Annotated in this window: 10 protein-coding genes; 6 read left to right on the top strand and 4 right to left on the bottom strand. The window is 69.0% G+C overall.

Going from position 1 to position 12,253, the window contains the following annotated elements:
* The first annotated feature begins 4 nt into the window (after positions 1-4).
* The 3 genes from OG556_RS34720 to OG556_RS34710 all read left to right on the top strand — a co-directional run bounded on the left by OG556_RS34720 (position 5) and on the right by OG556_RS34710 (position 3,102).
* Complete coding sequence (locus OG556_RS34720) at positions 5-451, top strand: nitroreductase family deazaflavin-dependent oxidoreductase (protein WP_331743243.1); 447 nt, start codon at positions 5-7, stop codon at positions 449-451.
* A gap of 163 nt (positions 452-614) precedes the next feature.
* Complete coding sequence (locus tag OG556_RS34715) at positions 615-896, top strand: hypothetical protein (RefSeq protein ID WP_331743240.1); 282 nt, start codon at positions 615-617, stop codon at positions 894-896.
* 862 nt (positions 897-1,758) lie between these two features.
* The gene (locus tag OG556_RS34710) at positions 1,759-3,102 is read left to right on the top strand and encodes a VCBS repeat-containing protein (RefSeq protein ID WP_331743237.1); all 1,344 of its coding nucleotides are present in this window, start codon (positions 1,759-1,761) and stop codon (positions 3,100-3,102) included.
* A gap of 118 nt (positions 3,103-3,220) precedes the next feature.
* On the opposite strand, the gene OG556_RS34705 is transcribed toward OG556_RS34710, so the two are convergent.
* Positions 3,221-3,790 (bottom strand): transposase, encoded by a 570-nt coding sequence (locus OG556_RS34705; protein WP_331745374.1) that lies wholly within the window; start codon positions 3,788-3,790, stop codon positions 3,221-3,223.
* Positions 3,706-4,302: a winged helix-turn-helix domain-containing protein gene (locus OG556_RS34700; protein WP_331743234.1), complete on the bottom strand. Its 597-nt coding sequence runs from the start codon at positions 4,300-4,302 to the stop codon at positions 3,706-3,708. Before OG556_RS34700 ends, OG556_RS34705 begins: the two co-directional genes overlap by 85 nt.
* A 20-nt stretch (positions 4,303-4,322) precedes the next feature.
* On the opposite strand from OG556_RS34700, the gene OG556_RS34695 reads away from it, so the two are divergent.
* Together OG556_RS34695 and OG556_RS34690 are read left to right on the top strand one after the other, a co-directional pair.
* Positions 4,323-5,672, top strand: a complete 1,350-nt coding sequence (locus OG556_RS34695; RefSeq protein ID WP_371523074.1) for an FG-GAP-like repeat-containing protein — start codon at positions 4,323-4,325, stop codon at positions 5,670-5,672.
* A gap of 453 nt (positions 5,673-6,125) precedes the next feature.
* Positions 6,126-8,996 (top strand): trypsin-like serine protease, encoded by a 2,871-nt coding sequence (locus OG556_RS34690; protein ID WP_371523073.1) that lies wholly within the window; start codon positions 6,126-6,128, stop codon positions 8,994-8,996.
* A 166-nt stretch (positions 8,997-9,162) separates the two neighbouring features.
* Here the strand turns inward: OG556_RS34690 and fabV are convergent, their stop codons facing one another.
* Entirely contained in the window at positions 9,163-10,377 is a 1,215-nt protein-coding gene (gene fabV / locus OG556_RS34685) for an enoyl-[acyl-carrier-protein] reductase FabV (protein WP_331743226.1), read from the bottom strand.
* A gap of 246 nt (positions 10,378-10,623) precedes the next feature.
* Here fabV and OG556_RS34680 point away from each other — a divergent pair, with 246 nt between their 5' ends.
* On the top strand, positions 10,624-11,001 hold the full coding sequence (locus tag OG556_RS34680) for a hypothetical protein (RefSeq protein WP_331743223.1): 378 nt from the start codon (positions 10,624-10,626) through the stop codon (positions 10,999-11,001).
* Positions 11,002-11,162: 161 nt separating this feature from the next.
* Here OG556_RS34680 and OG556_RS34675 read toward each other — a convergent pair whose 3' ends face one another.
* Positions 11,163-12,161 carry a hypothetical protein gene (locus OG556_RS34675; RefSeq protein WP_331743220.1) on the bottom strand — a complete coding sequence of 333 codons (999 nt, stop codon included), beginning with the start codon at positions 12,159-12,161 and terminating at the stop codon, positions 11,163-11,165.
* Between the last annotated feature and the right edge of the window lie 92 nt (positions 12,162-12,253).

The raw sequence follows: 12,253 nt of genomic DNA, 5'->3' as shown, positions 1-12,253 counted from the left end.
CAGCATGCCTCTTAGCGGCGAATACCAGCCGAGCCCGGAGCAGTGGGTCAGCGACCAGGTCGCGTTGTACGAGAGCTCCGGGGGCACCGAGGGCACGACGCTGCGGGGCGTGCCGGTGGTCGTCCTCACCAGCCTGGGGGCCAAGAGCGGCAAGATCCGCAAGAACCCGCTGATGCGGGTGGAACACGAGGGGACGTACGCCCTGGTGGCCTCGCAGGGCGGCGCGCCCAAGAACCCCACCTGGTACCACAACCTGGTCGCCCACCCGCAGGTCGAGCTCCAGGACGGCGCCGTGCGCCAGGACATGACGGCGCGCGAGGTCGAGGGCGCGGAGCGGGAGCTGTGGTGGTCGCGCGCGGTCGAGGTCTGGCCGGACTACGCCGAGTACCAGACGAAGACGGACCGGGTGATCCCCGTCTTCGTGCTGGAGCCGGAGACCGCCGGCCGTTGACCCCGAAGGGCTCGGGCGGGACCTCCGGGCCCCGCCCGAGCCGTTCGTCCTGCCGCGCCGGGCCGCCGGGCGGTTCTGGAAGAGCTGGGCGGTCAGCAGCTTGGCCACCGGCCTCTCCCTGGCAGTTCCCCGTTCGGACGCCGTCCCGGCTATCGTGTCGGGCATGACGTACCGCGTGCAGTACACCGTCGAGGCGAGGACGACGATCGACGCCCTGCCCGCCGAACGTCGCGATCTGCTGGAGCGTGCACTGGGTGTTCTCGCCCGCGACCCGTACCACAAGACGGCGACGGCACCGATCGGCCCCGACGAGCACCTGCGCAAGGCTTACGCCGCGCCCGGGGTCGTGGTGGAATTCATGGTCGCCGACCATGTCCTGGTCGTCGTCGTGCTCCAGATCTTCGACGAGCTCCAGTACCTGATCGACGAGACCGACGCCCGCTGAACGGTCCCGAAGCGTCGGCCCCCGGCCACGGTCGGGCCGACCTCGGTCAGCGCGGTCTTCGACCGGACCGCCTTGCGTGACCTCCCGCTGCCGGCCCATGTCTGCACATCCCAGCCTTCGCCGCGCGGCCAAGGTGTCAACGCCTCGGCCGTGAGCATCTGCCGGGCACCCGAGCACTGATGAACAGTCAGATAGCTTGCTGATTCTGCCGATCGCACGTCCAGGGTCACAGTCCGAACCGTCACCGGCAGCATTCCGGAACATCGATCGCCCTGCAGCCGCATGCGTCGGCCCGTGGCGATGGGCGTCCGTATCCGACCGCGGTGGACGGCTTGGGCCAAGTCCGGTTCAGGCCAGCACGGAACCCTAGTTGGGGCACTGACCGACGGGCAGGATCGTACCCAACGGCAGCGACAAGCAGCCGAAAGGGAACCGGGACAGCGTCACCGCGGGACGCACCGGCTCCGGACCACCCCCTGTTGTGCGTGTGTCCCGAAGGAGCCCTGCCATGATCCGCACCCGCATCGCGAAGGCCGCCGCGGTCGCCGCCCTCGTCTCCCCGCTTCAGGCGCCGCCCCTGGTGAGTATCGACGCCATGGTCTGGCAGTAGCAGGCCACTTCGGGACCACCCGCACGTCACCGGCCCGGGCGCGGCGCCCGTCGCCGTGACGGCTCCGCGCGGCCTGGGCGGTCGTCGAACCTGGGCGTTCTCACTCTGCTCACACGTGTTGCCCGCCGGGTTTGTCCACACCCTGCCCGGTGCACGGTCGAAGGCGAATTCCCTCAGTGCCCTCAAGACCTGTCGTGGCCCAGACCTCTGGCGACGACACATCCGACCTGTGAACGAAGGAAACGTTTCAGCATGAAGAGAACTGTGCGCAACGCCCTGCAACTTCTCGCGGTGAGTGGGGTCCTGGCCGGCGCGACGATGGTGGCGACGAGCCCTGCGCACGCAACGTTGCCCGATGTGTCCTGCGGCACGGTCTCCTCCGCCGACACCACCGCCGCCGCCCAACTGAACCAACAGCTCACCGGCAGCCTGCGGAACGCGATGAACGCGTACCGGATGTCCTGCGCCCGGGCCATCGTCAACACCGTGCGGGCCAACGGACTACCGCAGCAGGCCGAGGTCATCGCGATCACCACGGCGATCGTGGAATCCACCCTGCGGAACAACCCGAACATGGAGGACCACGGCAGCGTCGGCCTGTTCCAGCAGCGGGCATCGTGGGGCACCACCGCGCAGCGGCTCGACCCGGCGACGACGACCCGCAAGTTCATCAGCGCGATGCTCTCGACCTATCCGAACAACTCGTGGCAGGGCAAGCCGGTCGGCGAGGTCTGCCAAGGCGTCCAGCAGTCGGCCTATCCCAGCCTCTACCAGGGTCAGGTGGCCGACGCGCAGAAGATCGTCAACGCCATCGGCCAGAGCCCCGCTGTTCCGGTGGGGATGACGGGTTTTGCGTCGGCTGACTTCAACGGTGACGGGAAGACCGATCTGGCGGCGGTGGACGCGGCGACGGGGAAGATGTATCTGTACCCGGGCACTGGTGTCGGTACGTTCGGTGAGCGGAGTCTGATCGGTACAGGCTGTGACACGGTCAGCAATGTGACACCAGGTGATTTCAACGGCGACGGGAAGATCGATCTCGCCGCGGTGAACACCGCCAACGGGAATCTGTACGTCTATCCGGGCAATGGCGCCGGTGCGTTCGGTACGCCGTGGTTGGCAGGCACCGGCTGGAACAACCTGGACCACCTCATGGGTGGTGACTTCAACGGTGACGGGAAGTCGGACATCGCGGCGGTCGGCGTCGCCGACGGGAATCTGTACGTCTATCCGGGGAACGGTGCCGGTTCGTTCGCGGCGCCGATCAATGCCGGTACCGGCTGGAACACCCTGGGCAAGTTCGCCACCGGCGACTTCAACGGTGACGGGAAGTCGGACATCGCCGCGGTCGGTGTCACTGACGGGAATCTGTACGTCTATCCGGGGAACGGTGCCGGTTCGTTCGCGGCGCCGGTCAATGCCGGTACCGGCTGGAACATCATGCGTGACCTCATCGGTGGCGACTTCAATGCCGACGGCAAGACCGACGTCGCCGCCGTCCAGGCTCCGCAAGGATCCACCGGCGACATGTACTTCTACCCCGGCACCGGCCAGAACACCTTCGGCAACCGCACCAGCATCGGCACCGGCTGGTAGCCGCCCCCCAACTCAGTAGTCGGCACACACCATTCACCAGATCGAGGTAGACAGCCATGCCCAAGAACAGCCGATTCCGCCGCGCGTCCGTTCTCGTTCCGTTACTGACCTCGGTGCTTCAGGGTGACGGCGGTGGGAGGTCGAGGGAGAGTCCAGTTCCGGTAAGGAAGCCGTCGAGGATGTCGGAGCGGTATTGCAGTCGTTTGAGTCGGTTGCGGACGAGGGATTCGAGTCGGTCGAGGGCAACGCTGGAGAGGTTGGCGAGACTTCGTTTGACGTGGGCCCACAGGTACTCGACCGCGTTCAGCTCGGGTGCGTATGCGGGGAGGATGAACACCGTGAGCCAGTCCCGTGCGCTGATCAAGTCGCGCATGGCATTGGAAACGTGGGTGTTGAGTCGGTCCCAGACGAGCACGATCGGTGCTCTGACCAGCTGATGGACTCCGTCGAGCAGGCCGATGTAGTCGTGCTCGGACAGGCTGCGGCGCTCGCCCTTGCGTCCGGTGTGCCGGCGCAGCCTGTGGCACAGCCGGGTCCGGGAGCCCGGGCGCATCGCGATCAGCCCGGCGACCGAGATCCGTCCGGAGCCACGGCCGCAGACCTTCACGACCGGGGTGGTGCCGCGTCGTCCCCATGTGCGTCCTGTGGGCGGTCTGCGGGTGAACCCGGCTTCGTCCTCGAAGCAGATCCAGCCGTCGCAGGCCGCCCGGGCGCTTTTACCTCCGCCCAGGTCGCCTCCTTCCACGCGGCGACGACCTGTTCGTCGCGTTCGGCTGCCCGACGCGCAGGGAGCTGCAGGGTGAAGCCGAGCCGGTGCATCAGACGAGTAGCCCCCGAGACGCTGTAGGAAACGTGGAACTTCCGCCCGATCAGCGTGGCGACCCGCGCGCCGGTCCACGCCTGGTCCTGGTCCCAGCCGTGAGCGGCCGGCCCCTGCTCGAGGTACTCGGCGAGCTTGTCCTGGCACCGTGCCGACAGCTTGCACCGCTGCCCACCCGGTCCCCGTGAGGCCAGCGCCCCGGCTCCGTCCTCCCGCCAGGCCGCGTGCCACTGGTAGGCCGATTTCGCGGTCACCCGCAACCTACGGGCAACCTCCCTCGGCGGGACACCTTCGTCGAACAACGCGGCGGCCTCCAGCCGCACCGCCTCGCGGTGCTGACGTGCCTTCGCCGTCAGTCCGCCCCCATCCGCATAGCGCATACCAACGGCATAGCGCGTAAATGACCGTCAGTCAGCTACACAAACAGGCCAATCACCTTGAACCGCCAAGGTCAGTAATCGCCGCCATGGCCGCCGTGGGCCTGACCGCGCCGCCCGCCCAGGCCGGCTCCTCCATCGGAGGCCCCGTCAACCGATCCGAGATCCTGCAGCGCGCCCAGTACTGGGACGACCAGAACGTCCAGTACAACCAGGGCGCGACGTACGGCGACGGCGACGGCCACACCTACCGCACCGACTGTTCAGGGTTCATCTCGATGGCCTGGCACCTGTCGTCCACCGGGCTCGGATCGCCGACCACCAACAGCCTCGACAGCCGATCGCTGAGCACGCGCATCAGCAAGAGCGAACTCCGCCCCGGCGACGCGCTGGACAACATCAGCGACCACGTCGTGCTCTTCGTGAGGTGGAACAACCAGGCGACCGGGGACTTCACCTACATCCACCAGTCGAACCCGAGGACCGACGTGACCTACGGGAACGGGAACGTCTACAGCGGAAACATCTCGAGCTACCCGGCAAGCAGCTACGTGGCCCTCCGTCTCAACAAGGTCGTCGAGGACAACACCACGCCTCCGCCGGCGACTCCGGTGGGGATGACGGGTTTTGCGTCGGCTGACTTCAATGGTGACGGGAAGACCGATCTGGCGGCGGTGGACGCGGCGACGGGGAAGATGTACCTGTATCCGGGTACCGGTGTCGGTACGTTCGGTGAGCGGAGTCTGATCGGTACCGGTTGGAACACGGTGAGCAATGTGACACCGGGTGATTTCAACGGCGATGGGAAGATGGACATCGCCGCGGTGAACACCGCCAACGGGAATCTGTACGTCTACCCGGGCAATGGTGCCGGTGCGTTCGGTGCGCCGTGGTTGGCCGGTACCGGCTGGAACAACCTGGACCACCTCATGGGTGGTGACTTCAACGGTGACGGGAAGTCGGACATTGCCGCGGTCGGCGTCGCCGACGGGAATCTGTACGTCTATCCGGGCAATGGTGCCGGTTCGTTCGCGGCGCCGGTCAATGCCGGTACCGGCTGGAACACCTTGGGCAAGTTCGCCAGCGGCGACTTCAATGGTGACGGGAAGTCGGATGTCGCGGCGGTCGGTGTCGCTGACGGGAATCTGTACGTCTATCCGGGCAATGGCGCCGGTTCGTTTGCGGCGCCGGTCAACGCCGGTACCGGCTGGAACATCATGCGTGACCTCATCGGCGGCGACTTCAACGCCGACGGCAAGACCGACATCGCCGCCGTCCAGGCTCCGCAAGGATCCACCGGCGACATGTACTTCTACCCCGGCACCGGCCAGAACACCTTCGGCAGCCGCGCCAACATCGGTACCGACTGGTAGACCCCGGGTGACGCACCCGCTCTGACGCGAGAGCCCGCCCCGGGACCGGGGCGGGCTCTCGCATCAGAGGCGCACTGCTTCGGCACGACCGTCGGCTGGCTGGATGCCGCCGCAGTCACCGGCGGGGCATGGCAGGACCGTTGGGACACCCTCCGGCTGTTCTCGGCCGACCCGTACCTGCTCTGAACTGCGCGTTCACCCCCGCCCGTAGGCACGGGTGAGAGGGCGCCGAGGCGCCCAGCAGTTTCGAGTTCCGGGGAGTTCCCGTTGGTCCAGCACATCGAAGATCCGGCCCGCCGCAGGGGCAGGTGGCGAAGGCCGCTCGTGGCCTTCGCCACCGCGACCGCCGTCGTGGGAGTGCTCGCGGCTCCCGGCATCGCGCCCGTGGCGAACTCCTTCGGGAGTCCTTCACCCTTCTTGTCCTGGCAGCAACTGATGGCCATTCAGGGCCAGATGAACGAGACGGCTTCGGCCGTGGAGCAGGTGTCGGGTCAGATCGGCAGCCAGGCCCTCGCCGGCGTGGTCGCCGCCCCCGAGAAGAAGCACCTCACGGTCTACTGGCACGGCGAGTTGGCCCCCGAGGTCCGGGCGGTCGTCGCGCACAGCCCGGTGCGTGTCGACGTGAAGTCGGCGCCGCACGGTGCGCAGGACCTGAAGGACGCCTCGCGCGAGGTGACGCGCATCGCCGGTTCCGTCGGAGTGCGGATCACCGACGTGGCGATGCCGCAGGACGGGAGCGGCCTCACCGCGACCGTGGTGGGCGGCGAGGACGAAGCGCAGCGGCTGCGGCGGGCGGTGGCGTCCGTGAGCGTTCCGGTGACGGTCGAAGCGAACGGCACGGAGTCGATCAGCCTCGGCGAGCCCTCGCGCCGGAGCGATCCGGGTGCCGGCGGCGCGCAGATCATCGCACCGTTCTGCAGCACGGCGTTCGCGATCCAGTACCGCGGCGAGGACGCCATGCTCACCGCGGACCACTGCTTCATGCCGAACAACGAGACCAACGTCCGGTACGGCGTGGACGACACCGGCGCACAGGGGCCGGCGATCGGCACCCGGATCTCGCCCCACATCGTCCGCCAGGACGAGAGGGGGCCCGTCTACCTCGACGCGGCCGTCATCAAGCCCTCTTCGAACATCACGATGGACCAGCAGATCTGGACGGGCGGCGCGGCCGACCAGTCCAGCACCTCGCAGACCAAGAAATGGGTGAGCGCCGCGCACGTGGCGCACGAGGGGAACTGGATCTGCAACGAGGGCGCCCGATCGGGCGAGATCTGCAACATCCAGGTCACCACCAAGGTGACCGACTACTACGCCAAGGGCCCGGACAACCTGGGCGGCGACGTCGAGCACCACTACATGTACGGGTGGAAGGCCCTCAAGCAGTTCACCGCCGCCGACAACTCGTCCATCGCGGCCCGCCGGGGTGACAGCGGAGGCCCCGTCGTGTTGGGCGGCGGCCCGGGCCTGCCGGGGTCGCCGCCCAACATCACGGCCCTGGGCATCATCTCGGCCACCACGGGCGGAACGTGGAGCTGCAAGACACCGGGGAAGACGATGGAGACCACCTGCGCGGGCGGCATCATGTTCGTCGGCCTGGAGGACGCCCTCCCCATGCTCGGCGCCAAAATCGGCGTTCGAGACTGGAGCACCGGGCACCTGAGCTGGGAGGACTACGGCAGCGGCGGCGGGGGAGTGGTGATGGGCTCCGACCCCAAGCCGCACGAGCACAACGAACTGGTCGACGGCAACGGTGCGGCGATGGCCTACGACCTGCCGAGCGGCCGGCTCGTCGGCACCCAGCCCGGTGACCCGCGCGCCGACTGGGAACTCCTCCAGACGACGGACGGCGGCTGGATGTTCCGGAACCTGGCCGCACCCAACGAGTACCTCGGCCAGTCCGCCGACGTCGGACTCCAGATGTCGGACTGGGAGGGCGGCCACTGGTACTTCCACCTCCAGATCAAGGGCGGGAACTGCCTCGCCCTGTGGCCCGGTGCGAGCGTGCCGAACAGCATCGCGACACCCGGCAACGCCCCGTGCGACCACAACGACGAGAACCAGCTCTTCAAACTGGTGCCGGTCGGCGACGAGGACGCCGACCTGCCGAGCACGCCCGGCCCCCCGCCCGCGGGCAGCCTGCACCTGCCGTCCCAGCAGCCGCCGGTGAAGCCCTCCGGGCCTTCCGTGGACGCGGCCTACTCCTTCCTCGCCCAGCGCCTCGACGCCCATGGCACCGGCAGCACGCTGCGCGTGCCCCGCAGCTACCAGGGCGGGCACTTCGAGGACCCGAAGCTGTTCGGCCCGGACGGCTTCCAGGCCTCCTTCACGTACGACAACGCGCTCGTCATCACCGCGTTCCTGCAACGCGGCGGAAGCGACGACGTCGCCCACGCCACGGCGCTCGGCGACAGCCTGCTGTACGCCCAGGCCCACGACGTCACCCCGGACGGCCGCATCCGCGCCTCCTACGAGCCGGACCCCTTCGTCAAGACCCCCTCCGGCGAGCCGTACGTCGGCGGGTTCTCCGTCTACACCGGGAACATGGCCTGGGCCGGCATGGCGCTCACCCGGCTCTACCGGGTGACCGGCCAACAGCGCTTCCTGGACGGGGCGTTGAAGGCCGCCAACTGGATCCAGAACAACACCGCGGACACCCGCGGCGCCGGCGGCTACACCGGCGGCCTGCGCAACGACGACGGCACCGGCCAGACGATGGTCCCGCTCACCTGGAAGGCCACGGAGCACAACATCGACACCGGCGCCTTCTTCGCCATGCTCGCCGGCGTCACCGGCGACGCGGGCTGGGCACAGCGCTCCACCACCGCCTTCCGGTTCGTGAAGTCCATGCAGGCCGCCAACGGCCACCTGTGGACGGGCACCGGCCTGGACGGGGTGACCACCAACGACGACGTCGAGCCGGAGGACGTGCAGACCTGGAGCTACCTGGCCACCCTCGACCCGTCCTACGCGCCCGCCGTCGACTGGGCGGCCGGGCGGATGGCGGCCACCGACGGCCCGTACAGCGGGGTGGGCTTCAGCGGCAAGGACACCAGCGGCGTCTGGTTCGAGGGCACCGCCCACCTGCTGGCCGCCTACCAGGTCCGCCGCGCGGACGGCGACGCCGCAAAGGCGGCGGTCCTGATGGCGACCCTGCAGAAGGCCCAGAGCGGCGCGGCCAACACGGACGGCAAGGGCATCGTCGCCGCCTCGCACGACGGCCTGGACACCGGGGAGGGCGACTTCTACTACTCCTCCCTCCACACCGGGGCGACCGCTTGGTACGTGATCGCCGCGCGGGGCGGGAACCCCTTCCGCCTGTGACCGGCAGTCGCGGCCGCCGCGCCGACGGCGGCCGCGACTGAATCGACCTTGCGGCCGTTCCGTCGCCCCGCTTCCGCCGCTGTGGGGCGGTTGCCATACGAGTGGGGCTCCGGTCGGTGGCCGGATCCCCACTCATCTGTCCTCGGCGGCGTTCCTCCGGGCCGGGTCAGGAGATGGGGTCAGGCCAGGGGACGTCGATGGCCACCGCAGCGGTGTAATCGACGCCCGGCACGGAGAATCCGTACAGGCGTTGGACTTCGGCGCGGAACCAGTCGAGGTCGGCGAGGCTCGCGATGGTGTCGGTGGTGGCGGCCTCCCAGCGTTCGACGACGGCCGCCTGGACGTCGTCGGTGAGTTCCCAGGTGTCCAGGCGGATCCGGCCTTCGTCGTCCAGGGCGAGCGGGGCGGTACCGGTGAGCTGGTCCCACAGGGCGCCGAGCTGGCGGATCGGCGGGACCAGGTCTTCTCCGAGGACACCGCGCAACAGGCCCGTGTACAGGGCGATGCCCGGGATGGCGGTGGAGGACTGGGTGACGGCGGCGCCGTTGACGGAGGTCACGGCCCGCCCTCCCACCGTCTTGTCGAGCCGCTCGTTCAGGGTGCGGGCGGTGGCCTCCAGGTGCGCCTTGGCAGCGCCGATGGTGCCCTGCCGGTAGATCGCCGCTGTCAGCGGCGAGCCGATGTACGACAGCGCGGCGGTGGTGAAGCCGTCGGCCAGCAGGTCTCGGCCGGCGAGGTGGTCGATCCAGCGTTCCCAGTCCGCGCCGCCCATCACGGCCACGGTCTGCTCGATGTCGTCGCCTTCGGCCGGCCCGGTCTCGACTTCGTGGACCTCGGGAACGCCCTGGTCGTCGAAGCGGAGGGTCTTGGTGCGGTTCGCCTGGCCGATCGGCTTGAGGACGGAGGAGTATGTGGTGCCGGTGTCGGGGTCAGTGCGGCGGGGCGCAGCCACCGAGTAGATCAGGTAGTCCAGCCTGCCACCGAAACGCTGCTCGATGAGGTCGCCGACTTGGTTCTTCATCGTGTCGGAGAACGCGTCGCCGTTGAGGAAGACCATGTCCCGCCCGGCGGTGCGGGCGATGTCAGCGGTGGCGGCGGTGCGGTACCAGCCGGCCGTGGCGGTACGCCGTTCGGTGGGGGCCTTCTCGAAGGACACCGCGATCCCGCGAATGCCTGCGCGCTTGAGCCCGGCGAGGGTGGCCGCGAGGCCGTATCCGGCGGAGGAGCCGATGACCAGCGCCACCGGCCCGGCCCCCTCCGGCGGGCCGGCAGGGGCGGGGCAGGTCTGCCACATGCTGGCCACCAGCTGCCGGCAGCCCACCGGATGAGAGTCGAGGAAGAGGAAGCCCCGGTTACGGGGGGTGAGAACGCGCTCGTTCACGATGGCAGTCCTTGGGTCGGCCGGGACAAGGACGCGGCGACCGACCGGGCCGCCGCATCGGTGCAAGTCTGCGACAGCACGGACACGGTCAGGGATCCCCGTCGAGGACAACGATCACAAGCCGATCTTGGAGTGTTGACACACTGCGGGCCCAGCCGGCGCGGGTGTGGGCGGCGATCACCACACTCGTCGGTGGGCAGTAGAGTCACTGCGCAGATACGGCCCACCACGGAGACAGAAGTGGCAATGCGGCGCGAACGCACTCTGGAGGACTGGGAAGTCGGCGCGCGGCTTCGCTGGTGGGCGCTGCTGGAAATCCGCGCCATGTCCGGCAGGCGGAGGCCGATCCGAGACTGGCCGGACGATGACCATGTCGCCTGCATCCGCTGGCTCGCCAACCTCTGCGACAACATCCCGTTTCTTCCCGAACCCCGCAAACCATGGTGGAGCCGAGCGCGATCAGAGCGCCGATTCGCTTATGCCTGGGCTGTTGCCGACGAACGCGGACGGCAGTGGATCCTCAGCACGGTGGACAAGTTCGGTTGGAACTGGACACCACCGTCCACCAGTTCCCTCGTACCTCTGCCGCCAGACGAAGGCCGCCCGCCGCCTGACAAGCCATAGAAACGCTATGCGATCGGACGCTGAACCCCCGACCGCATCACTTCGACGAGGGACAGCGCAACACCTGTTGCGCTCGATAGCGTCCTCAGCACTGCTGCTGAGCAGTGCCGGTTCACCTCGTCTCATCGCGCAACACAGATGTGCCCCTGGCAACCGCCCTACTACGGCAGACGGCGGTCGTCGAAGGGGTTGTCGGGCTCGTGGGGCTCGTGGGGCTCGTACGGTTCGAAGTCGGGGCGGTCGATGAGCTCAGCGACTGAGAAGGGGTGCCGGTGGTCGGTGAGGAGCCGGTGGACGAACTCGGCGGTGGAACCCTCGAACCGCGCCCAGCTGTCGCCGTCCTCGTTGCGGGCGATGACCGGCCACCGGTTCGGGTCCGCATCCTCCGTCAGCCAGTAGAACTGGTCGGCCTGGACGGAGCCGGCCCACTGGAGGAGCCCGCCCGGGGCGGGGTGGAGCTGGTGGGGGCGGTAGAGGTCGGCGATACCGGGGTCGGCGGCGGCGAGTTCGGCAAGGTGGAGGGCGTGCCTGACGAGGCACAGGAACTGCGGGAACGGGTCGTCGCGGCCGGGCGGGGGGCTGGGCAGGGAGAGGTCGAGGAAGCCTGCGAACGTGCCAGGGCCGAAGTGCTCCGCCAGGTGCCGGTAGTCGGCGGGCAGGGCGGTGCCGAGCCTGGCCTCGGCCGACGCCCAATCGACGGGCCACTGCCGCGACTGCGGCCGGCCGGTCGCGTCGGCGAGCCGCCGAACCCAGCGGACACCCGGCATGTCGGCCTCTTCCTCCCCGTCCTCGGCGAGCAGGCAGGCCGTCGCCGGGTCGGCCCGGCGGGCCGTCACCGCGACCAGGTGCGGCGCGCCGCCGTCGTTGTCCCGGACGATCCCGCAGCCGATCCAGCGCTCGCCCACCGCCCACCCGCACAGCTCGACCAGACGCCCGGCGAATGGGGCTACCAGTGGCAGCCCGCTGTCGTCGTCGATGGTCGGGTCGACGAAGCCGCCGGTCGCGAGGTTGCGCGACGACCCCCAACGCGGGCGCAGCGCCTCAACGAGGCGGCGGTGGGCGGTGATGAGGTCGCCGTCGGCCGGCAGGTGGGCGATGTCCGGGGCCGGGCGGGTCAGCAGGGCATCGATGCGGTGCAGGTGGTCGGTGGTGTCATCCATCCCTTGATCTTCGCAGGGAGTCCCGGCCCTGAGGCCGGGTGGGAATGCGGTGTACTCCGCCGTCCTGCGAAGGTCTCGGATGGCGTACCTGG

The organism is Kitasatospora sp. NBC_01300 (assembly GCF_041435235.1).
Lineage (GTDB): Bacteria > Actinomycetota > Actinomycetes > Streptomycetales > Streptomycetaceae > Kitasatospora.
The sequence above is the reverse complement of the archived record's forward strand: the minus strand, read 5'-3'. Positions and strand labels throughout refer to the sequence as shown.